At 56.2% G+C, this 22,704-nt stretch carries 13 protein-coding genes and 4 pseudogenes; 3 read left to right on the plus strand and 14 right to left on the minus strand.

Going from position 1 to position 22,704, the window contains the following annotated elements:
- The first annotated feature begins 468 nt into the window (after nucleotides 1–468).
- Nucleotides 469–2,232: a nif-specific transcriptional activator NifA gene (nifA, locus tag AC0NIL_RS29845; RefSeq protein ID WP_473574382.1), complete on the plus strand. Its 1,764-nt coding sequence runs from the start codon at nucleotides 469–471 to the stop codon at nucleotides 2,230–2,232.
- Between the two features lie 877 nt (nucleotides 2,233–3,109).
- A pseudogene (locus tag AC0NIL_RS29850) lies at nucleotides 3,110–3,573 on the plus strand (Ros/MucR family transcriptional regulator).
- A 417-nt stretch (nucleotides 3,574–3,990) separates the two neighbouring features.
- On the opposite strand, the gene AC0NIL_RS29855 reads toward AC0NIL_RS29850, so the two are convergent.
- From AC0NIL_RS29855 to AC0NIL_RS29900, 10 genes are all read right to left on the minus strand, one after another.
- Entirely contained in the window at nucleotides 3,991–4,743 is a 753-nt protein-coding gene (locus AC0NIL_RS29855) for a carbonic anhydrase (protein WP_473574384.1), read from the minus strand.
- A 449-nt stretch (nucleotides 4,744–5,192) separates the two neighbouring features.
- Entirely contained in the window at nucleotides 5,193–6,419 is a 1,227-nt protein-coding gene (locus AC0NIL_RS29860; protein ID WP_473574385.1) for an NAD-dependent epimerase/dehydratase family protein, read from the minus strand.
- A complete protein-coding gene (locus AC0NIL_RS29865) occupies nucleotides 6,416–7,567 on the minus strand; it encodes a polysaccharide biosynthesis protein (RefSeq protein WP_473575058.1) in 1,152 nt (383 codons plus the stop codon). Before AC0NIL_RS29865 ends, AC0NIL_RS29860 begins: the two co-directional genes overlap by 4 nt.
- 766 nt (nucleotides 7,568–8,333) lie before the next feature.
- On the minus strand, nucleotides 8,334–9,317 hold the full coding sequence (locus AC0NIL_RS29870) for a nodulation protein NodZ (protein ID WP_473573180.1): 984 nt from the start codon (nucleotides 9,315–9,317) through the stop codon (nucleotides 8,334–8,336).
- A 150-nt stretch (nucleotides 9,318–9,467) separates the two neighbouring features.
- Nucleotides 9,468–11,513 carry a carbamoyltransferase family protein gene (locus AC0NIL_RS29875; RefSeq protein ID WP_473573181.1) on the minus strand — a complete coding sequence of 682 codons (2,046 nt, stop codon included), beginning with the start codon at nucleotides 11,511–11,513 and terminating at the stop codon, nucleotides 9,468–9,470.
- 356 nt (nucleotides 11,514–11,869) lie between these two features.
- On the minus strand, nucleotides 11,870–12,658 hold the full coding sequence (locus tag AC0NIL_RS29880; protein ID WP_473469175.1) for an ABC transporter permease: 789 nt from the start codon (nucleotides 12,656–12,658) through the stop codon (nucleotides 11,870–11,872).
- A gap of 3 nt (nucleotides 12,659–12,661) precedes the next feature.
- Entirely contained in the window at nucleotides 12,662–13,576 is a 915-nt protein-coding gene (gene nodI / locus AC0NIL_RS29885; RefSeq protein WP_473469173.1) for a nodulation factor ABC transporter ATP-binding protein NodI, read from the minus strand.
- Nucleotides 13,577–13,698: 122 nt separating this feature from the next.
- A complete protein-coding gene (gene nodC / locus AC0NIL_RS29890) occupies nucleotides 13,699–15,054 on the minus strand; it encodes a chitooligosaccharide synthase NodC (RefSeq protein ID WP_473573182.1) in 1,356 nt (451 codons plus the stop codon).
- A gap of 16 nt (nucleotides 15,055–15,070) precedes the next feature.
- Nucleotides 15,071–15,730 carry a chitooligosaccharide deacetylase NodB gene (gene nodB / locus AC0NIL_RS29895; protein WP_473573184.1) on the minus strand — a complete coding sequence of 220 codons (660 nt, stop codon included), beginning with the start codon at nucleotides 15,728–15,730 and terminating at the stop codon, nucleotides 15,071–15,073.
- Nucleotides 15,727–16,317, minus strand: coding sequence for a NodA family N-acyltransferase (locus AC0NIL_RS29900; protein WP_473573186.1), 591 nt, complete (start codon nucleotides 16,315–16,317; stop codon nucleotides 15,727–15,729). The genes nodB and AC0NIL_RS29900 overlap by 4 nt, the downstream gene beginning before the upstream one ends.
- A 325-nt stretch (nucleotides 16,318–16,642) precedes the next feature.
- On the opposite strand from AC0NIL_RS29900, the pseudogene AC0NIL_RS29905 reads away from it, so the two are divergent.
- Nucleotides 16,643–16,953: pseudogene (locus tag AC0NIL_RS29905) on the plus strand (LysR family transcriptional regulator); the annotation flags it as partial.
- 157 nt (nucleotides 16,954–17,110) lie between these two features.
- Here the strand turns inward: AC0NIL_RS29905 and AC0NIL_RS29910 are convergent.
- From AC0NIL_RS29910 to AC0NIL_RS29925, 4 genes and pseudogenes are all read right to left on the minus strand, one after another.
- Nucleotides 17,111–17,333, minus strand: a pseudogene (locus AC0NIL_RS29910) (transposase); the annotation flags it as partial.
- A gap of 624 nt (nucleotides 17,334–17,957) precedes the next feature.
- On the minus strand, nucleotides 17,958–19,829 hold the full coding sequence (locus AC0NIL_RS29915; protein WP_473573188.1) for an acyltransferase family protein: 1,872 nt from the start codon (nucleotides 19,827–19,829) through the stop codon (nucleotides 17,958–17,960).
- 120 nt (nucleotides 19,830–19,949) lie between these two features.
- Nucleotides 19,950–20,753: a coniferyl-alcohol dehydrogenase gene (locus AC0NIL_RS29920; protein WP_473573189.1), complete on the minus strand. Its 804-nt coding sequence runs from the start codon at nucleotides 20,751–20,753 to the stop codon at nucleotides 19,950–19,952.
- 1,075 nt (nucleotides 20,754–21,828) lie between these two features.
- Nucleotides 21,829–22,678: pseudogene (locus AC0NIL_RS29925) on the minus strand (polysaccharide pyruvyl transferase family protein); the annotation flags it as partial.
- Nucleotides 22,679–22,704: the final 26 nt, after the last annotated feature.

A 22,704-nucleotide genomic window follows, 5' to 3' on the forward strand; every position in this document is an offset into this window, starting at 1 on the left:
GACAAACTTCGTCCCCACCGACGAAGCGCTAACTTCAGAACTCCGATGATCGGCTCTCGCAACGGCTTCGTTTGTCTTGGTCCTCTGATGGGCGGAACGAACTTCAAGCCGGATTACATCGCAGGGTCGGCGCCGGCCCCGGAGAAGGCGGCATTGCTGACCCGGAGTCATCCGGCCCAGAAAAATGGTGGAATGCCATCTGCGGTGCCGAGTTTCCTTTCATAGATGGAAGGTTGCCTCGATTGACTATCCCCCCTCGCTCCGGAATGTTCCCGACGTGCCATGCGCTTGGGCAGAGGACTGAAAACAGCTGGTCGGTTGAGGAGGAAGCCAAGACATTCGTCAAGCAGCCCGATTGGCATTTGACCATGCGCCGCTCCAACTTCACGTCAGAGGGTTTTCGCGCTTCTCTGCGACGCCGCAGGTGCACCCTGCCAGGTTTTAATTAGGCGCGGCATCGAGGATGACATGCACCACAACATCGGCAAGTTGGGACAAAGCACCAAGCAGACGAAACCATACCAAGCATTACTTGGAGTTGCGAACGGAAATGTCATTAAGTCCGAGACGGAAGGCGCGGTCTCTGCTGTTCCGCCTTACGAAAGCGCGCTTACCGGGATTTTAGAGATATCCAAAGTTGTCACCGCCTCTTATCGCCTAGAAGTCGCATTCACTAAAATAGTCGCTCAACTACGCTCATTTTTGCCAATGCGGCACTGCATCATCTCGGTCTTCCGTGCTGACGGCGCACTTGACATCGCCATAGGCAGCGACTGGGACGAGAGCAGCGGCGAGTCCGACCGAAAACGCCTGCCGCGGCATGCAATCGACCAGATCGTGGCGACCGGCACCCCGATCGTAGCCGAAAACGCAGCCGTAGATTCGGCGTTCAGTGCCGCCGACTTGGACATTCTCGGAGCTTCTGACTCCGCAGGAGTGTCGTTCATCGGCATTCCCATTCGCGTCGATGCGAACGTGGTGGGGACGTTGACCCTCGACCGTATGCTCGACCCTATGTCAAAGTGTGCCCTCGATTTCGATGTCCAAGTACTCACTCTAGTTGCCATCTTGGTGGCAAAAATAGTCAAGTCACATCGTTTGCCGGCCGGCGACGACAAGCCACCGATGTGGGAGAGGGAGCGGCTGCAAAGGCGGGCTGCGCGGGAACCTTGCAGGGTGGCCGTCAAGGGGATGGTCGGCGAGAGTCCGGCCTTCCACTCCCTCCTTAAAAAGATCGCCGTTGTAGCCCAGACGAAGACGACGGTTCTGCTGCGGGGCGAATCGGGTACTGGGAAGGAGCTTGTTGCCAAGGCGCTTCACGAGCTGTCGTCTCGCGCCAAGCGGCCTTTCGTCAAACTCAATTGCGCTGCGCTGCCCGAAACAGTTCTAGAATCCGAATTGTTCGGACATGAGAAAGGTGCCTTCACCAGCGCGTTCAACTCACGCAAGGGACGCTTCGAGCTCGCCGACAAGGGAACGTTGTTTTTGGACGAGATCGGCGAGATCTCGGCCTCGTTTCAGGCAAAGCTGCTGCGGGTTCTGCAGGAGCAGGAATTCGAGCGCGTCGGCAGTAACCAAACACTCAAGGTCGATGTGCGCGTGATTGCCGCCACCAACAAGAACTTGGAAGAGGCGGTTGTAAGAAACGAATTCCGAGCTGACCTTTATTATCGCCTTAGCGTGGTCCCGTTGCTGGTCCCGGCGTTACGCGAAAGGCGCAGTGATATTCCACTGCTCGCCGATCAGTTTCTCAGGAATTTCAATGAAGAGAACGGTCGCACGTTGACGTTCGATCCGGGCGCCATTGACGCCATGATGAACTGTGATTTTCCGGGCAACATCAGAGAGCTCGAAAATTGCGTTCAGCGGGCGGCCGTCTTGGCGGCGGGTCCATCAATCGCCAGGTGTGACCTTGCCTGCTATGGGAATGAGGGCTGTGCCGCCGCACTGTGGAAGAGTGGATCAGGTAAGATCGCGCAGCCGCCTGGGCTAACCCCTACGGCAAGCACGTCGGCCGCTGCACTTCCGTCTGGTCTCGGCGAGCAGGCGCCGTTGTTTCCTACTGGCGCACCTTACGTCAATGGCGCTAGACTGACCGATGCCGACCGTGTCATTGAAGCCATGGAAAGATCTGGCTGGGTGCAGGCAAAGGCAGCGCGTCTGCTCGGATTGACACCGCGGCAGATTGGCTACGTTCTCAGGAAATACAACATCCAGATCAAGCGTCTGTGAAAGGACGACTGAGGCGAATATCTAAATACAACAGCGTTGTTGATGACCGCCCCTTGGCCGGACGCCTTCACGCGCACCCGGCGTCGGCGTTCAGTTTGATCGAGGAGGAGAGCTTCTCAAACCTCTGACAGTCGGCGCTCCTAAGGTAATCGAAGCCTAACACAGATATGGCCTAATCGTCGTCTCGGCTTACGATCGTGTATGGGCTCAATGCAAATGTCCGCCCGGCCATGAAAAGCCGAATGATCTTTTGGATCGTTCTGCCGAATAGCAACCTGCTGCGGCGACCAAATGTCAGTACCTCGGCACGGCGACAACATCAGCCTGAGGCAAGCGGCCCTCAGAGAGCCGACGCGTTTCGCCAAGGATTACATGATTGCCGGAAGAGACTCTACCGGACCTCCCCTGCCCCGGGGCGATCGTGTGCCGATGATGCTTTGTGGCGAGTATGTAGAGCGCACTCTGATAATTGCTGCACAATCGCGTAACCTGGGGGCCACCAAATTGAGTTTGTAGCGACTGGCGGAGTTTTCCAGCCGGCCCCGCCCGCGAATGGCGGCGAGCCGTTCAGCTTGCCAGCGCCCCTCGTTCAGCCAGTCAGCCCACGCATACCGTATCCAGCGGTTGTCCTTGAGCTTTCCGAATTGGACAGCGCCTGAAGCTCGGCATTTGCGTGGAGGTTCTGTTTTGTAAGCGTGCAGCGGCAGCTGCAAAGCCAGTAAGATCGAGTGGATCAACGTCACCATGGGTGTATTCGCGCCTAGGACGCTGGACCAGCATCGCGACAAGCCCACGCACACTTTATTGCTTTCGGCGGCAACCAGCATCATGAAGCGATCCTTCGCCGACTTTGTGTCAGGGCGTCCGGAGATTTCTTTTGATAGAAGAAGCCAACATTAACATCGACGACCTCATTGAGCTCACCGCCAAGGTCGTCTCCGCCTGTCTCCAACAATCCAGTTCCCGCGGGGGATCGCTCTACCCTGATAAGTCAGGTGCATACGGCCCTTAAAGGCACCGCCGGAAGCACCGCCGTAGAGGAATCTGTCGCCACAAAACTTGCCGTTCCGATCAGGAAGTCGGTGATACCGGACTACATCGTCTCCCTTGAGGACGGAAAGAAGTTCAAATCGCTAAAACGCCATCTGTGGACTCATTATGGGCTGACTCCGGACGAATACCGATCCAAGTGGGGTCTGCCGGCGGATTATCCTAGGTCGCGCACCGAACTAAGCAGCGGCGCGATCAGCCTTGGCCAAGATGATGGGGCTCGGCTGCAAACCGACAGAGCCCGCAACACGGGCGCCGGCGAAGCGATCCTGCAAGAAGGCCCACCCTTGAGTTCATTAGACACGTCTGCAGCTGCCATTGGCGGAGTTCACGCAGAGTAAGAAAGGTGGGACAGGCCCTAATACCCTTCACTTACTCAGACCCAAGCCGGAACTGGTAGGCCCTACCGGACAGGATGGAGATTCGTTTCCATCCTGTTCGTGTTTTTGACATGCCAGATCGCATGGGACATACAGCCGATTTGTCGGGCCTTTCGGGTGCAATTGATTCCGAATGCAGGTGGTGGCACGTTGATCTGGTGCTGCCCGATGAGATCAACCCGATATTGGCAAGAGTGCCTTGACGTAGGCCCGGCAGCGCTGAATTTAGGCTAGGCCTGCTGCCCCGCAACAATAAATTGGTTCCACTGGGGCAGGCCGCAGGCTCCCTGCGGGTTTGTGCCGGCTCATTCGGAACGTCGCTGGAACCTCAGCCGAAGCCTAGGATGAAGCGACGATTGGGCGAACGTATGGGCCTGGCGTTCAACGGATAGAGCTCGGTAAAACGCTGTATATCTGCTGGGTCGACCTCGACCGGCTCCATGGCCACCATCCAGTCAACGTTTTCCGTGCAGGGCGGGGTTGTCAAAGATCCTTCATAGCTCCAGTACGCAAGCGAGGGAGGCAGTAGTCCATTGGGATCGACGTCCTCCACGCCCGTCTCCTCGCCTGGGCGCCCGGGAAAGGCTGCGGCAAAGCCAGCAAAGCTAGCATTTGTCGCGCCTGGCGCCAGAAAGACACCGAGCACAGCCAACGTCTCGCCTCCTGCGTCTTTATGGACGAAATGCACTTCCATGGGAAACTTCTTGCCCGCCACATGGTGTTCGCTCGGCGCATGAAAATGAAACTGTATCAGTTCGTACACACGATCCCCGCGGGTCAACGTGCTGCCTTGTGGCATATTGACTTGAATGGTGTGGCCGTTGTTCACCATCCTGCCGCCACCCCTGTGCCAAGCGATGCCAATCTGCGGAATGTCCGCCCTGATCGGACTCTTGATATCGACCGGTGATTGCTGCGTGCCGGCGGAACAGACGAAATTTTTCTTATCCTGTTCACCCCAGTGCTCCGGTCCTTTCGGACCCGCGTATCCCCAATGAATGCTTGCCGCACGCGCGGCTTGAGCGCAGATCGGGCATGTGCCGAGGGTGACTAGCCCTTTCATCAGATTCCGACGGTCCATATTGATTTGACTCCTTAATGCGAGGTGCGGGTATGCGAAATTCCCGAGCTTGTTCCATGCCCTGTGCGCCCAAACCAGCCGCGAGCGATTGGTCGAGCGCGGCTCGAAGCCGCGGGCTGCCGCGGCAGAAGGCGGGTCCCTTTCAAAACGTATGCAAGTGGTGGCCCGATAGGCCGCCCTTCATGTAGGCTTTTCAGCGATCGGCGCGGCCGCACGCGTTTCGCTTGAGCCACATTCGAAATTATGAGGACTCTGGCAGCAACCAATCTGCCTCTTCCGGCATGTTCTCCCCTGCCAGAGCGAATTTTGCTGGCCGAACTGATGCGGCGTGACGCAGACGATGTCGCTCCGAAATGTGCTCGCCCGTTCTGCGTTGATTGTCTCTTGATAAATCGCGGATTTTTTAGCTTATCATGCCGAGACTTCAACAGAGTTCCATCTGCCAACGTCTACGAATTAGAGCAAAGCAGATCCGCAGCAGCCTTACTGCTGTTCGGGTCGGGCGTTGTCCTAGAGGCGTGGCCACTGCTATCCCAATTTACGCCCCGGAAGATGCAGCTTGTTCTAATCTGCTTTTGGAACTTCAGAATGAGCCGCATCATCTGGTCCAGCACGTCATCGGTTAGAAAGTGAGGTTTCAGACCCAATTCGACCAAACCAGTATGTGCAGGATTATAGTAATGCTCCTCCAACTCCATCCTCGGATTTGGCAGATTATCTATCTGTACTTCGAAACCCATGCGGCTGCCTGACTTTTGCACCATACTGGCAAGCTGATTCACCGAGAATGTTTCGACGAACTGGTTAAAGATACGGAGTTCACCCGCGCAGGCTGGATTTTCAATAGAAAGACGCACGCATTGCAAGGTGTCTTTGATGTTTAGATATCCGCGTGTTTGCCCGCCTTTCCCATAGACGGTCAGTGGGCAACCGGCCACAGCCTGAACCATAAACCGATTGATCACCGTGCCCCACAGTTCGTCGTAGCTAAGGAACGGATACAGTTCCTCGCATCCGGCGTTCTCGTCGGTCTCCAGGCCGTAGACAGGACCTTGCATGAGATCGGTAACCCGCAGTCCCCAGGCTCTAACGTAAAACCAAAGAAGATCGGTATCCAGGACTTTGGTCGTATGGTAGAGACTCCCGCCAGCCCGAGGGAATAGGAATTTTTGTTTGCGAGCTTTATGTTCTACTTCTAGCCAACCCTCTTCAATGTCTATATTTGGCGTACCATATTCCCCCATTGTTCCAAGCTTGACAATATGGCACTCGGGGGTGAATTCATGAACTGCTTGAATGACATTAAATGTTGTTGTGAGATTGTTCTTGAATGTTATAGTGGCTGACTTACGATTTTTCATTGAATAGGGCGCTGACGGCTGCTCAGCAAAGTGGATCACCGCTTGCGGCTGATGCACGCAAAACAGCTCGGCGACGAAATCCCACTCGCAAAGGTCCCCTATGGCAACCCTGATGTCTCTGCCACTCTTTGCCTTCCAAAGCTGCGTTCGCCGATCGAGATTCGGTACTTCAAACAGTGGCTCCGAATCCTCTTGGCGACTCAACTGGCGCCTCAAATAGTTGTCCGCAACTGTCACTTCATGGCCATGCTCAGATAGGTGCATTGCCGTTGGCCACCCGAGGTAACCGTCTCCGCCTAGAACGAGAATTCTCATGCCGCCTCGCTCTGCGAACGTCGGACCCTGGGGAGCACCATGGCTCGCACTTCACTCGGCAAAACACCATCGAGCAGAAGGAAGTCGACGATTTCAGCCTTGGACAATTTGGGCTCGGTGTGGCTGTTGTAGACACGGACCGACCGCTTCAATTTCAACGCCTCGTATGTGCCTTCAACACCGGCCCCTGCAATCTTATCAGCTGGCAGAACACACAAGTAGCGACCTCCTTCCAGGAGCCGACGACTTTCTTCGTCTGTACTTAACTCCTCCCAAAGCTTTTCACCCGGCCGCGCGCCGACCATTTTGATGTCGATTTCATCTGACACATAACCGAATACCGGACCCAACATATCGACGAGAACTTCAGCCAGGTCAGCAATTCGCAAGGCCGGCATCTTTGTTATGAACGTGTCTCCGCCTTGCGCGTGAACCATGCTTTCGACCAACAGTTCGGCGGCTTCTTTCAAGCTCATGAAGAACCGAGTCATCCGCTCATCGGTCAGAGTAAGCGGACCTCCGCACTGCAACTGGGTGCAAAAAAGAGGAACTACGGAGCCCCTGGTGCCCGCCACGTTACCAAAACGTGTATTGGCAAACACTGTGCCATTGTTGGGACCAACAGCCATATGATTGGCAGCACCGACGAGGCGTTCACCCAACAATTTGGATGCACCCATCACGTTTGTGGGGCTTACGGCTTTGTCAGATGACGCAAAGAGCACTTTTTTTACGTGGTTGCTTTGTGACGATCGAATCACGGACTTGATACCGTTGATATTGGTGTCAATCGCGCTAAAGGGATTTCTTTCGCAAGAGGGGACATGCTTAAGTGCCGCAAGATGAAATACATAGTCTACTCCCGAAAAAACCCTGAGGGTTTCCCATTCGTTCGTAATGTCACCTTGGAAGGCCTTGAACCGCGGTTCTTTTGCGTACTTTTGTTCGGCTTCAAACAGCGCTGACTCATTATGGTCTAGCACTCTTACTTCGGCGACATCCATCTCCAACAGTTGAGCCACGAGTTCGGTACCAACACTTCCGACCCCCCCCGTGACTGCGACCACTGAGTTATTATAAAATTTGCTGACCATGTTTCGACTTGCGACGCTATCGTTTCGGCCTAGATCGGACAGTTTGAAGCTCATAAGCGCTACCTTCACAGGCTCCATGCCGATAGGCACAGAGGGACCCTCTCGAGCGATCTCTTTCACGCCATTCATTCATCGTAAAATCGATTGTTCTGATGCCCCGCATCCAGACGATGGATACTCCGACTATATGTCGACACCAGGGTAGCTCCGGATATCGGCCGAAACCGGGCTTCAATTGTGTGCAGGGACGATAAGGAGGGACCGGCCGCGCTCTAGTCAACGCGGCTTTCTGTTGGGATTGTGCTCTCCGCAGGATTACGCAGGCAAGGGATGTTGAGCATCACAGCTGTGGAATTCTCCGGCAAGCCCCTCCGGCACAGGGGAGCACTGGCAGGATTAAGTAACGTTTGCCCTAAAGCGGAAATCCACGGTGTCACAATCGAGCGCCTCGTTTAACGAGCGCAAGCGGACGAGCTTTGCGCGAGTTCAGGAGCCGGCCTCCAGTCCCGGCCGAGGCGCCACTCACAACCATCTATATCGCAGCTGCGCGACTGATTGCCGGCTAGTTGAGCGGAGCCGTGCTTGGTGTTGCTCCCACAGGAGGCTTATAGATGTCCAAAATCAGCCCTTTCCTGCAAATTCTATCGAAATGGCGGCAATCGTGATGGCAAGCCCACTTGCGACCGCAAATCTGGTCGTGGCGCAGAATTCCTCAAAGCTGTCTCAAATGTGGTGCGAAAGACGGTATCCGCGACCCTGGCGGACAGCGAACTCCTCTGGCCGAGCCCTTAGACCCGACAGCAACCGCTCGCTCCACATATTAGCACATGGTCTGGCGCGTTTTATCAATCAAGATTAAACGCGCCGGATCGTTCAATTTGAACTCGATTACGCGTGGCACGAAGAGCCGGGCATAGCGCGAGAAGGCGCTAGTGGGCGGGAAACGGATCACGGTGTCACATCGTCCAAGCAGATACATTTCGACCAAAGCAGAAAAACCACCCTCAATCCCAAGTGCTGCACTATGTAAGGCGCCGCCCCGATCCGGCAGTAGGCGCTTTGGAATCGTGAACAGGTCGGGAAACCGGCCTGACAGATATTCAACCACTTGCGCATTGTCGGTACACAGCAACACCCGCACTGGTTTCGAATACGATAGTACTTTGGCCTTCTCAATCGCTGCACATACCTGTCCCAGCGCCAGTTCCGTGTCAGCCCAATAGGGCGTGTGCTCCATAATATCTTCACCGTTGCCGTGCCGGACGTGTACCCCGATTATGCTGTGCTCCTTGAAGTACTCCTGGTACAAAGCTTCAATCCGTGCCTGAACCTCAGGCCTCGGCTTGATAGTCTGAAAGACCTGCCGTTCGGCATCCTCCCCGCAGCGCCACATCATGCACGCATCGCACACCACGGTGTTAGCGTCACTGTCATTTTGCCCTTCGAAGAGTTCCTGGAGCTCCTCCCGCTCCCGTAGAATCTGTTCATCTGGGCGGTAAACGCAGTCCATCGCTGGCCTATTCCACCACGGGGGGAAGAAAGGCGAAGGAAATGAGAGCTCGTTTAGCTGATCGTCGCAGATGACTCGTACGCCAGCGATCTCCTGAATTGGCTCGAAGAAAACCGGAAAAGCATTCTTTAGAGGTTCATCAAGGTAGCAGGAGCCGCGCCAATCTATTGCGAGTGTCCGATCAGTCCGCTGCGCGTAGGACCAAGCAGCCGCCAAAGACCACAGGCAATCACCGAAGCCGGTGCGCCGTCGAGACACGACGAATCGGTCCATTATTGAGTCACCCAAAAGCATGTTGCATCTCGTCCGAATAATAAGGGAGCAGCAGATGCGAACATCGACGGCTTAGCTTGATCCAATCGTGAGAGGTCGCGATTCTGGCCAATGCACCGAGACAACTCTTAGGAAGACCGGATGGAACGGAAATAGTCATTTACGGACCGGTTATGCTTCGTCACGAGATTTATCGAGATCGTGACGGTCGCGAGCAGCTTGTGAGGGATGCAAGCGAACACAGCGCTGTTCCCATAATTGCCTCAGCTCCTTGACGAGGCCTTCATGCTTAATCCGATCCGACGTGGATGAATTGAGGAGATCCTCAAGCAAGGCTTCGCCCTCGATGAGCATCAGCAGGTCGAACAGGTCCTCCGAGACACGCATACCCTCACTAGCGGACTGGGTCATACGGATCTCGCAGATTGTCTCCTGGCGATCTCGCGCCGTGTAAGTACGGGCCTGATGGAGGGATACATAGGGCGGCAATGAAACCGCCAGCGCGGTCCAATCTTCCAACGTTGCAGCCCGTTTCTTGACTAGGAACGGTCCGACAACAAGCCCGTCCAACTCGGTCGTGAGAAATGCGGCAACCGAATCCGCAACGGAATCCACAATCGGCTCGGCGTTGTTGTTAAAGGACGTATTAAGCAACATCGGGACACCCGTACGCTCTTTGAAGGCGTTGATGACGTCCCAGTAAGCCGGATTAACCTTGCGCGATACTGTTTGAAGCCGAGCTGTACCATCGACGTGCGTAATGGCACCCAGCAAATCACGCTTGCAGTCGCGCACGCGAACCACAAAATTCATGAAAGGATATTCGCACGAGCTATTCGGGAGCTCGAAAAACTCGTGGGCATCCTCCTCCAGCACCGATGGCGCGAACGGTCGATAGCCTTCACGCTTTTTAACCATTGCATTGATCCGGTCCTTGTTCGTGGCGGGTCTAGGGTCGGCAAGAATGCTGCGGTTGCCAAGCGCACGTGGCCCAAACTCCGAACGACCTTGCACCCATCCGATCACCGCGCCGCTAGCCATCCAGTCGGCTGCATCGCTTGCCACGTCATCACTGCGCTTGACGTCGAGATGCCCGGCCCATGCATCCAGTTCCTGCTGCACGATTCGGTCGCTCCCGAGATCAGGACCCCAATAGACTTCCTGCAATCGCTTGCGCGGCGCGGGGCAGCCCAGTTCATTAGATACGATCAGTGCTGCGCCCAATGCGCACCCAGCGTCATGCGCCGCAGGTTGTACGAAGATGTCTTCGAAAAGCCCTGAATACAGTAGTTTGCCATTCATGGAACAGTTGTGGGCTACCCCTCCAGCCAGGCACAGCCGCTGCATGCCGGTGGCCTCACGATGATGCTGCAGAACGTGAAACACAATCCGCTCCAGCGCTTCCTGCAGCGAGGCACTCACATCTCGATGCTGCTGTGTAAACGGCATTCCCTTTCGCCTAACCTGGATGTGGTGGAGCAACGTTGGACCGATGCGGTCCAGGTGGAGGCGGTAGCCACCGTTCGGGCAGAGCTCGTAGAACTGCTCAAACAGCTCGCGATAGGGAACCGGGTCACCGTAGGGGGAAAGCCCCATCACCTTGTATTCATCGAACAAGCCGTAGCCAAGGTACCGGATCGTCTCGATATAGAACCGCCCGAGAGAATTATCCTCTGAGAACGTCGCCAGTTGCGAAATGTCGGTGCCAGATCCTACCGCCAAGAGGCCTGAGAGGAAATCACCAGAGCCATCAATAGCGAAGATCAGGCTTTGTTCGAAGCCCGACATTGCGAATGCGCTCACGGCATGCGCCTGATGGTGACTTACGAAGGAGATGCGCGAACCGTCGAGTTCGGTACCGAACTCCTGCCCTATCAGCTTCTGCACCAGCAATTTAGCATCCAGCGGAATGGCAGCATCTGGCTGGTCAACAAGCATGTTTTTGAGCATGGCGTTGCAATAGTCTTCAGTAGCATAGAAGGCTATATGATCGATGTCTTTGAGCTGAACCCCAGCGGCTGAAAGGCAGTATTGAACCGCCCCGATTGGGAGTTTGTTAGAGTGTTTGATCCGATTGAGGCGCTCCTCTTCAACGGCCGCTATTACTTGTCCGTCTCGGACGAGCACCGCAGCGCCATCGTGCATAAATGTGTCCGGAACCGCGAATCGGTTTTCATAAACTTTGTCTAATCCGCCGCTCACTCCTAGGCACAACATCTCGTTCTCCTTTTTGATTATGACAGGAAGAGGAATAGGGCCTGGCTCGAGGCCGCTCCAACTAACAGGGTGCGTTATTGTTCGCTGCTGCGAACCCGATCAGAAATCGTAATCTCAAAGAAACTCTCATAGGTCGGCCGTCATCAGCATGAGATCCGTCGATCAAGGGCCGGTGTTTCGTCACTTGCAGAGAGATCGCCCTACCGAACGGCCATCATTGGCATGCTGACTTCCATGCTGGCGATCTCGCTTTTCGCTTGCACCCTGAAGTACCGCCTCCGAAGGTGCTTGCTCTGACCGATCGGCTGCTTGCGATAGCGCACATGTCGCATCCTTCGTTACTGCAGGACGTCGCATCAGCGCATGAGGCGCCGCCCGAACAGCGCCATCGAGACAAAGAATGGCAACACCGCGTAAAGGCAAAGCGTACCGATATGAATCGCGATGCCGCCGACCGGGCGGTCAAGCATCGCCGGACGAATGAGGTCGATCGAATGTGCCAGCGGCAAAAAGTGCGACACCTGCTGAAAAGCGCTGGGCAATTGGGTGACCGGGAAAACCGCGCCGGATAGGAACAGCATGGGTGTGAGGAAGAGCGTCTGATAGAACACAAAATAGTCGTAGCTGGGCGCGAGCGCCGCGACGATCATCGCTAGGCTCGCAAATGCCAACCCAGTAAGAGCGATCACTGGCAGTGCGTACAGCGCCGAGGGCCAGATCGCGTAGCCAAGCACGGTGGCGACAATCGTGATTGCCGTACCAGCCAGAAAGGCCCTGGTGGCGGCCCAAGCCAACTCACCGAGAATGATGTCGCCTAGGGTAAGTTGTGTGAACAAAATTGCTTCCCAAGTGCGCTGATCGCGCATGCGAGCGAAAGCCGCATAAATGGTTTCGAAGGTCGCCGCCGTCATTGCGCTTGTCGCGACCATCCCGGCTGCCAAAAAGGCAATGTACGAGGTACCATCAACGCGACCTAACATTATACCGAGCCCAGAGCCGAGCCCAAAAAGGTAGATCATCGGATCGGCGAGGTTACCGAGAATTGACGCAAGTGCGACCTTCTTCCATGCCAGATAGTTGCGGCGCCATACCGCAGCCCAGTTCCACGCGTTGGCGGGTAGAGCCGCTGCAAAACCTTCACCCATCGTTCACTTCTCCATCTCGCGCCCGGTCAGCCGCAAGAAAACGTCCTCCAGATTAGGTGGACGCTGCAGAATGCGCAGACCCGCGTACTCGCGTAGCCGCACGTGCACCTGCTCCGGGTCAGGTGCATAGCAAAAGAGCGTCTCGCCGCTCACCTCGACGTGCTGAACGTATGGGCTGATCAGCGAACGCAACTCATGTGGGTTGCCGCCGAAGATCTCAATCACGTGGCACCCGATATACTTCTCAATCAGAGCGTGAGGGCTGCCTTCGGCGATATTGCGTCCATGCTCAAGTACGCACAGCCGATGGCACAGCCGCTCAGCCTCTTCCATAAAGTGGGTTGTCAAAATGATGGTCATGCCACGCGCCAGCAGGAGACGCAGACGCTCCCAGATTAGGTGGCGGGCGTGCGGGTCGAGGCCGGTGGTCGGTTCGTCCATCACGAGTAGCTGCGGGTCGTTGATCAGGGCACGCGCCAATGTCAGGCGCCGCTTCATGCCGCCAGATAATTCGGCAACCCGTGCATTCGCCTTGCTCTCAAGGCGGGCGAACTGGAGGAGCGATGGGATGACGGCTTCAAGCTTGCGGGCGCTCATGCCAAAATAGCGTCCGAAGACCATCAGATTTTCGCGCGCTGTGAACTCGAGATCAAGGTTGTCGAATTGCGGGACTACGCCGACGCGCGTTCGGGCCACGCGAGCACGTGACGGGACGGGTTCACCAAGAACCGAAATCTTGCCCGCGTCAGGAGACACCATGCCGAGCATCATGCGTGTGATTGTGCTTTTGCCCGCGCCATTCGGCCCCAGGATGCCGAAGCACTCTCCTGGCGCAACGGTGAACGACAGCCCGTCGACAACGATTTTGTCGCCGTAGGACTTTTTTACTGCGGTAAGTTCGATTGCGACTGCAGACATGGGCTTTCGTCAGCCTTAAGTTAGCGGCCGACCTATCTCCGTTGCGAGGTTGTGTAACGCTAAGTTATCGGGCGCGTATCCCCGTCGTCGGTGTGATTGCAGCAGGAATGCCGAACAGGGCATCAGTCTTCGGCGGAAACCGCATCAGACGTCACCAGCCTCGCTGAAGCCCGTGGAAGATCCGTTCTGTGGATTGGTCCGGTAATTGGCGAGCCTGCAGTAGTATTTGTATCTTCCACGAGGCTTGGAAAACCGAATTTGTTGCTCTCCCCGTCAGATTTCGCAGGAATCTTTCGTGACAGCCAATCACTGTTGCTCAAGGTAAACAGCGCGTAAACCTTCACTGGAATTATCAGGAAAATATGTAGAAATGTGTGCAGTGCAAAACCCAGGAACCGAGGCTCACGAGCACGAAGCGCAGCGACGCTGCAGCGGATCAAGGTCATTGATGCAATGATCAAAAATGTCCACCATGGGAAAGTGCCCGTGAATGCGAGCTGCGCCATCCCAGTTAGTACCGAAAGGGCGAGCAATAGCGGACCGAAATTCTGTCCGACTACGTCCAACGTGAGGTAGCGATCGAGACTGGGCAGTAGGTGCAGCCCTAGCAAGGTATCCCGAAACGTGCTGCGCGCCCACCGGAGCTGTTGCCGCAGATAAGGCACTAGCCTATCCGGAACTACTGTCGCGGCGATGGCGTCCGCAACATATTCGGTTTGAAAGCCTGCCTTCAGCATGAGGATCGTAAGGTGACGATCCTCACCGAAGTCACTTGGCTGCCCCCGAAACAGTTGCGTCTCGTACTGATCAAGCAGCGAAACGAGCGCGGTACGACGGTACATCGCACAGGGCCCGCAACAGCACATAACCGCGCCGAAACGTGCCTGGGCCGCCCGTTCCTCATTGCAAGCGAGCCAGTACTCCATGTCGATCAACCGGGTTAACCAGGTGTCTCTCCGGTTGCTGGCGGTTAACTGCCCCATCGAGGCGCCGATCGCTGGATTTCGCATCTTGGATGCAAGTTTGCTGATGACGTCGGATGCAATTGTCGTGTCGGAGTCGATGTTAAGCACCAAATCTCCGGATGAGCGGCGTATCGCAGTGATCTGCGCTTTGCGTTTCCCGACGTTTTTTGGAAGAACAATGAAGCTGAATCTCGGATCTCCAGCAAAAGCGTTATGTACGGGGAGGACAGCTTCGCGATTGCCAGAACCGTCGTCAATTACATACACTCGCAGTTTTCCAACGTATTGTTGACTTGCTATGGAAGCAAGGCACGCCGAGAGCGTGTGCGGGTCCTCATTATAACAGGGGACGATGACATCTACGCTCGGCCAAGGCTCAGAGCCGATCAGTTGGTCCGATGCCGACGAAACGTTCGATTGCAGGGCATAAACCGCCTGCAGGCCTTTATAGGCTGCGGAAAACAGCGCATAGGCGGAGACGACAAAGGTACTGGCTGGGGTAAGCAGATCCATGGGTTCTCGTATGCTTTCAGTGATATTGTGGAAGGGGGCGAAATTCGTATCCGGAAGCATGTAACGCCGGGATCAGGTAGGACAGCGCCGTGGCCGTCTGGTCGCGCCTACCGGCGAGGTCTCCCCGTCTAAAGACTTCGGGAGGACACCCGTCGTGCAAGAGCACGATTGCGCCCGGCCGGACAGAGGTGAGCACTTCATCGACTATCGCGCCCACGCCAGGGCGAGACCAGTCTCGCGGGTCTACCGACCAATGAACTGCCGCCAGTCCAGCGATTTCTGAGGCGGTGAACACTTCTTCGCTCCACGCCCCATACGGCGCGCGAATGTGGCGTACCGAGGCTTGGGGGCACGCCGCCATGATGGCGCCGTTCGCCTCAAATATCTCTCGCTGCACTTCGTCGAGGCTGCATTCGGACAGATCCGGATGAGTCATCGTGTGGTTGCCCACCTCGTGGCCTTCCGCGATCAGACGCCGGACGAGTTCCGGCTGCTCTACAGCACAGGCACCGACGACGAAGAATGTCGCCGGCACCCGATGTTGGGCCAGCACATCCAGAATTTGCGGTGTGTAAATAGGGTTGGGACCGTCATCAAACGTCAGATAAATGCTGCGACTGCCGGCGCCGTGCCCCCACTCTGTTTGCAGTTCGCATATGTGATCGAGATATTTCATAGCTCCGGGCCATTCCTGTCTATCAGAGTGCCGGATGGCCACTCGCTGATGGGCCGCGAAATCGGCATGACCACGAGGAGGACGTCCTGAATGAGCGTGGGCGGTAGGTCGAGATATACTTCAGCCTGGGTTGAACGTACGCGAACCCCTGGCATTATGGCCCCTAAGCCGCCTCGGCAGAGCCTGTCAAAATGGCTCCGCAGCGCGTGCCGAACCGTGCCGAACGCGAATGGGACGTCAAGTTGGTGCAGAACTGAACGCATAGGTCGCAATGAAAAGCTGATACCGAGTCCTTCAAGATCCTGACGCACGCCGTACAGTCCGAGTTCGCCGACCAGGAGATCGACTTCGCCAATCCTGATGAAGCGGCGCAACAAACCCACATGGGCCGCTATCCCCTGGGAGTCGTAGGCGATTGCGCGCAGTTCTGGTCTTGCCCGAGCCCAACTACGAGCGGATGGGAACAGCTTTCCGTTAGCGGCGCCGGTCGGTTCGTACGTGTTTCGGAAAAAGTCAGCGAGTTCGACATGGTCGGCCAACTCCAACTCATTTTCCCAACATAACCTCCACTGCACTTGAGAGCGCATGGGCGGACCTCACCTTTGTTGTTGTTGTTTGAGGCCTACGCGATCTGGAGCTTGTCGATGCAGCTTGCGCAGATCACCTGCGGATCTTGACCGTGAACATGCGACCGCTCATCTTCGGCGCAAACCAGTCGGACGTCCCTCGGAGCCAACGCAAACATCAAATTTCCCTTACCGGCTGCATTCAGAAGGTGTTCCTATGCAAGGTTCCAAAATCGGTAAAATCGTTTGTTTCAATGAAACGCATCCACGCCATGGATTAGTCGAAGACGCGCGTTTCAAGGGCTGGCTTTGATCTGAATCTTCGTACTCGACGCACTGGCGTGCCGAGCGCAACCTCATGACGGCGGCAACCCGCATCAATCTGAGTCAGCCGGCCATGAATGCGGCCGTCTCCCGATTGCGCCAGCATTTCGACGATGAACTGTTAACGACGAGCGGCCGCGAACGTGTTTTAACACCGCGTGCGGAAGCACTCGCTCCGGCAGTTCGCGAGGCTCTCCTGCACATCCGTTAATCCGGCTCAATCCGATCGCCGCCTCAGGATCATCATATTCCGATTTCAACACACTCAGGGTTTTGGAAAACGTCGTGGAGCGTGTTGCCTGCGAAGCCCCCTCAGTCAGCTTCGAGGCGCTGTCCGCTGTGCTGTCTGGCTTCCTGAGGCCCTGAGAAGCGGCCGTATGAGGATCTCGACGGCGCGGCCGGCGATTCTCATCGACCGGGATCCAATGTGGCTCTGTCGAGGAAGATGCAGATCAGGCGCGGGCGGCGTACGACCCCGATAACCCCTATCGATGTTGACCTGCGCCTCTCGCATGAGCCGGCGGTCATGCACAATTCCAATCAGAAACCGGCGAGCATCAGTCGGACCCGCAACCTCAGATCAATACCAGGGCGGCCATTCTCAGTGCAGTAAGGGCTCGCCACCTCGTCACCCAGCCAGGACAGATCAGCACACGAACGACCCGCGCGAGGATATGATGATTAGGAACAAGCTGTCACAATGAGCCAGCCATGAATAGCTGGAGCTGATCGCGCTCCTTGGGTCCCCCATCGCGAGCCCCCTCCCGAGAATCAACTACATCCTAATTGAATCAGTGGGAGGAGACTTCTTCAACCCTTCGCTCGACACTACCGAGGAGGCACGGCGACGACTGGCTCCAGGAGGTACGTCGACCCTAGACCGGCGCGATCTTGCCGAGGCCAAGTTCGATCTCGCCGCATGGCTTGCCAAATTGGGCGGGCCGCCTATCCGCGGCTGACGACCGTGGTTGGGGGAGACCATCAAGTACACGCTGACCTTCTCCGCCTGCCGCGTCAGCACCATAGGGGGCGTCATTGCCGTGGCTTCAGGTTCTTCCTTGCAAACGGCTGGCATCCACACAAGGACTTGATGCACACAACCTTAGTAGCCAAGCCGCCCCAAGTGACCACTGCATTCACTAGGCCAAGTTCGACGGCTGCCGCTCGCAGATCGACGTCAAACTCAATCCCTTAGGGTCAGCTGGAGCGGTAGCGCGAATCGAAGCCGCGCGTTCAGCTTGGGAAGCTGACAGTACCCGCGCAGCGGCCCCGAACCACGCAGGCCGGCGTCCGGGCAATGGTTAAGCGTGCACTCGTGCCTTGCCGGCCTCCGGCCGTTATTTCGTCGTGGCAACGGCCTTGTCTGTGCCAAAAGCCGGCCAGTATTTCGAAACCGCCAGAATGGCCCCGATTGAGGAGAAATGGCCATAGTCGAAATAAAGGAACTGGCCTGCGTCGGCGTAGGAGCAGCGTCCTGCACTACAGAGGAAATTGAGCGGATCGATAAAGGTGGCGCCTTTGGTAAATGCGCGCACACGGTTGTTGATGTCGGGATCCATGGCCATTGGCCAGGACGTATCATCGAGATTTTCGCGCTTTGCGAAGAACGCGATTTTCCGAACGTCGGTTATGAACTGTGGAGACTGGCCGATGACAAACACGCGCACACCCAGACCACGAAGCGTATCGATCGTTTGCTGGAGACCGTCGAAACGTCTGGCCTCGTAGTCGGTCCACCGACCGCTGAGTACAACCGTCTTGATGCCGGCGTCCTGGACGATCTTCACGGCATGCTGATTGAACCGCATGCAATCCGGGCGTGCATAGGAGAAGTAAGAGAGGATCGGGGGACAGCCTGCGTAGGTGTACTCCACGATGTTGGCCTGGAGCTGATTTATGTTGGCGTCCAAGCCTGAAACATAGTGGGCGGCGAACGAGTCGCCCCACAATAAAACGGTTGTAGGGAAGCCGCGAGTGCGCGTGCAATCCTCGATATTCCAGCTTTCGATCCGGCTGGAGCCCTCGTTGAAACAGGTGCCATTGCCCCAGTCCCCGACAGGAATCCGCTGTAGGGAATAGTCCGGAAACCTTTGCGGAAAGCCGTTGCCGAGCGCCCCGGCCGCCCCGGCAACGCAAAGAAGAGCGATCGCGCCCGCTGAAAAGGCGAAGATGGGCACCGGGGCGGTGAAGCTCCTTTTCTGCCGAAACGGCTGCTCGATGTACTTCCACGAAAATGCAGCCAATGCGAAGCTTGCAACCGTCATCGCAACGGTCATCGACGGGTCGAGTTTTTGTAACGAAAGATAGTGCGCGAACGCATTGATCGGCCAGTGAACAAGATACAGCGAATAGGAGATGAGGCCGATCCAGACCAGCGGCCGAACTTCGAGTATACGGCTGGCGATCGTCGAGGGGCTGTTTTGGCCGACATAGATAAGGAGGGCCGTTCCGAGGCACGGATACAAAGCGTTGTAGCCTGGGAAGGGATCGCTCTCCGAGATCGCAAAGAACCCGATGGCGAGAAGGCTAAATCCGGCCAGCCCGACCAGTTCCATGAGGAACCGGTTGCTCAACGGCGGGGGCCGTTTCAGCATGAGCACCGCGCCTAGCATGAGTTCCCAGACTCGTGTCGGCAGCAGATAGAATCCTGCGGTTGGCGCCAGCGATGTCGCCATGACCGCCAGCGCGAAGCTGCCAAGAATGATCGGCAGGAGTATCGTCAGCCAGCGCCCGCCAAAATAACGATAGATCAGGAACATCAGGATTGGGGCAAAGATATAGTACTGCTCCTCGACCGAAAGCGACCATGTATGCAACAGCGGTCGGAGCGCGGCGTCGATTGAGAAGTAATTTGACGTTTTCCAAAAATAGATGTTCGACCAGAAGGTCGAGGCCGCAATGACGCTAAGGCTGAATTCGTGCAAGTCTGACGGCAGAAGAATGAACAATGCCGCAATGCACGTGAGAAGCATGACAAAGATCAGAGCCGGCAGAATGCGCCGGGCACGGCGCCAGTAGAAGCTGACGATCGAAAACCTACCGCGTTCAAGGTCGTCCAGAAGGCTTCCACTGATCAGGTAGCCGGAAATGACGAAGAAGATGTCGACGCCGGTAAAGCCGCCGGGAATTGCCGAGATTCCGAAATGGAAGAGTACGACCGGCAGTACCGCAATGGCGCGAAGGCCATCGATATCGCGCCTGTATTTCATTCAATAAGTCCTGTGTCCGCAGGTCACGGTGAGACGAAGCAGTCCGTCCATAGCTGGGCGATACGCGTGAGTCTGGCAGATCGATATCAACTGGGCACCCACAAAACGAGGCCGTCCCCTCTATGACCGAACAATGTTTGCAAGGCCATGAATATCGATGTCTGGGGTCGGGCACGCAGCCAGATTAGGTGCTACATTGGAGCCGTGGACAAAGCTGGCGTCATCCGACAGGAGAAAGATGACGGGTCCAACAGCTTCGTCGCACAGGTCGATGGGCCTGATAAAACGGCCCACCTCCCGCTCAACTGGTTCTCGGCCGCGCCTTGTGAAGAGATCCCCGAGTATGTGCAAGTCAGGTTCAGGCGCCACCGTGTTCATGCGGACGCCCCGCCGCATGTAAAGGTCGAAGCTCGCGCTGGCCGACCATACGATCAATGCCTCCTTGAAATACTGGTAGCAGGTTTCCTGTGGCACTGGATGCGCGGCGAGCCAAGTTAGTCCATCTCCAAAACTCTGAACGTTGGCGAGATCCTTATGCAGATGAAGGCGGTTGGGCCACTCGGTTTCAGAGAGGGAGGCGAAATTCACGATCGAAGCGCCCTTGGGCATGCGGCAAAGAAGTGCATGTGACAAATGGCGTATCCCGAGATAATTCACACGTGCAACAATGTCACGATCCAGCATGGCGGGGACGCTGGCGGCGTTCACAAGTCCGTCTATGCGTCCAGGAAATTGGGTAAGCGCTGCGTTAATGTCTTCGGGCGCACTCAGGTCGATCTGAATGAAGCCGTCCAGCGTGGCCATAGCGTAACCTTCATCGACGCCGATGACCAGCGCGCCTTCGAGCCGGGCGAGACGGGCGACTTCGCTGCCTACGCGGGAGGAGACACCGGTTACGACAATGGTTTTACCTGTAAGTTTCATGGGACTTTCCAAGTTGACGGCCGAGCACGGCGCTCTCGTCGAGTAGACGTCCCAAACCAGTTGGGCTGTTAAGGCGTCGCGTTCCCTAACCCAAGCCGCCGCCTCGCCGATGAAGTCCTAACTGGCCTCCACGCCCGCCCCGCGCGTGCCAAGTTAGGCAAGCGCGATCGAAGCCGCGGCAATCGACGCATGTTAGGCGCTTTCGTTTATGAAGCGTCGGGCGAGATTGACATAATTGATTGTTTCTATGGCGACCATCCGTGTTATGGATGCATGCGTAAAGCCGCTTTAACTTCAATCTCCGTCAAAGACAGCCTCTGAGCCGTCCGGTGCCATTGCCGAGATGTGCAGGCCTCAAAATCCCGATGGAAGAGACCCATGTCTGCCAATGATAAGTGAGCAGTCGTTTACAAAGGAGTAGACTCGATCCACCCGAGGCGATTGTCGCCTCCCTCGCAAGGTGCGCCCCTTGGCCGCGAATCGTTTTGGAACCGGCCGTTGACGCCGACGATGGACCGGCAGTCCCTTGCCTGGCGGTCGTCTGCATCGACAGAGGGGATGTCTCAGGTCCTGAAGGGGCATTTGCTCCCGCACCGATCTCTTCAAGCCGGCACTGAAATGAACTGCGGCGTGTGCCGTTCACGCGCTGTGCCTCAGGAAGCTGGTCGTGCAACGGATCATGCTCGATAATCAGGTCCGCGGTCTTGTCGTATTGTTCGGTGTCCGCCTGCCGCGGAGGCAGCGCTCTAGCGGGGGGTAGCCGGAGTGTCCTTCAGACATGGCCTATGGGACGGCCGACTGCGATTCAAGCGAAGCGCTCCACACGAGCTTTACTCACCAAGTGCAAAGTGAGCACGGCAACACGGTATACGGCGCCCCCCGGAACGGTAGGCAATTTAATGGAGTTCCGCACTCGGCCAGAGCTGTTGCTATGCGGACGTGGCTGCCAAGCATATCTTTGACCCATTCAATTGGAGCATCTTCCACATTTGACGGCAGCCCGTACAGATCCGAACGAACAGCGACGTCCCGCTATAGTGGCTGATCTGGTCGCGACACAGCAGAAGACTGCCGCCATGAGAAGCGAACAGATATGCACATGTAGCCGATCCGTAAGAATGACCTTGCCACGGTCAAATCTGCCGAATGCCGCGTAGGAAGCGGTTATTGGCCGCAGCATCCAGTTTACGCAACCGCACTTCGGAGGGGCTGAGATGCAGCAATGCAGATGCCGCACCAAGCGCCTTTACAACGCGCACCTTCGAGTGGTGCTCGGTAATCCAGTCCTACTTGGGATATCGGAATAGGCAGAGAAATCGATCGTTCCGACCTGCTCTTTGTCCTGGCGAAGCATCGCTAGCACGGGAAATTGCGGCGCATCAGGCTTCACGCTGCCTATACAGAAAAGCCATGTCCGGGCAGAGATACACCTGGCAATCAAACTTTTCCGGGGCGAACTGACGAGATTCCTCGTCGCGCACCAGCAGCACGAAGTTCTTATGTTTGCTGATGGCGCGTCTGCTTTGCTCAAGCGGTGCCGGAGACTTGTAATGGATCGATTGCGGAAACTGTACAATCTGCCGGTCGGGAGACAGCCCCATTATGTGTTCCCGGAAATCCTGGTGAGACACCCACACGTCGCCGAAATTGCCGCCCCCGCAAATGAATATAGGACCACTTGGTAGCACCCCCTTGAGTTCATCAGGCGAAAAATCGTCGATAGTGCAAACATATGAAGGCCTCTTTGCGTAACGGTCCTTCGATTAGGAAATCTCTCCCATCTATATTGCCGAGTCCCCACAGTGTCTTGATATCAGGAAAGTCCAAGATTGCTATCGGCTCATCGGGCCTGACGAACTTTTTAAGCAATCGTGAGTTACTTCCTGCAGCGTAGCGATAAGTTCTAGTTCCTGAGAACTCGGCATCGTACCTCTCTTTTGAGATTGAAAAC

This window comes from Mesorhizobium sp. WSM1343 (genome assembly GCF_055901535.1).

What these genes read in the sequence shown, in the direction of transcription:
- nifA (WP_473574382.1), top strand. Translation starts at nt 469, where the DNA reads ATGCACCACAACATCGGCAAGTTGGGACAAAGCACCAAGCAGACGAAA.
- AC0NIL_RS29855 (WP_473574384.1), bottom strand. Translation starts at nt 4,743, where the DNA reads ATGGACCGTCGGAATCTGATGAAAGGGCTAGTCACCCTCGGCACATGC.
- AC0NIL_RS29860 (WP_473574385.1), bottom strand. Translation starts at nt 6,419, where the DNA reads ATGAGAATTCTCGTTCTAGGCGGAGACGGTTACCTCGGGTGGCCAACG.
- AC0NIL_RS29865 (WP_473575058.1), bottom strand. Translation starts at nt 7,567, where the DNA reads ATGAGCTTCAAACTGTCCGATCTAGGCCGAAACGATAGCGTCGCAAGT.
- AC0NIL_RS29870 (WP_473573180.1), bottom strand. Translation starts at nt 9,317, where the DNA reads ATGCTTTTGGGTGACTCAATAATGGACCGATTCGTCGTGTCTCGACGG.
- AC0NIL_RS29875 (WP_473573181.1), bottom strand. Translation starts at nt 11,513, where the DNA reads ATGTTGTGCCTAGGAGTGAGCGGCGGATTAGACAAAGTTTATGAAAAC.
- AC0NIL_RS29880 (WP_473469175.1), bottom strand. Translation starts at nt 12,658, where the DNA reads ATGGGTGAAGGTTTTGCAGCGGCTCTACCCGCCAACGCGTGGAACTGG.
- nodI (WP_473469173.1), bottom strand. Translation starts at nt 13,576, where the DNA reads ATGTCTGCAGTCGCAATCGAACTTACCGCAGTAAAAAAGTCCTACGGC.
- nodC (WP_473573182.1), bottom strand. Translation starts at nt 15,054, where the DNA reads ATGGATCTGCTTACCCCAGCCAGTACCTTTGTCGTCTCCGCCTATGCG.
- nodB (WP_473573184.1), bottom strand. Translation starts at nt 15,730, where the DNA reads ATGAAATATCTCGATCACATATGCGAACTGCAAACAGAGTGGGGGCAC.
- AC0NIL_RS29900 (WP_473573186.1), bottom strand. Translation starts at nt 16,317, where the DNA reads ATGCGCTCTCAAGTGCAGTGGAGGTTATGTTGGGAAAATGAGTTGGAG.
- AC0NIL_RS29915 (WP_473573188.1), bottom strand. Translation starts at nt 19,829, where the DNA reads ATGAAATACAGGCGCGATATCGATGGCCTTCGCGCCATTGCGGTACTG.
- AC0NIL_RS29920 (WP_473573189.1), bottom strand. Translation starts at nt 20,753, where the DNA reads ATGAAACTTACAGGTAAAACCATTGTCGTAACCGGTGTCTCCTCCCGC.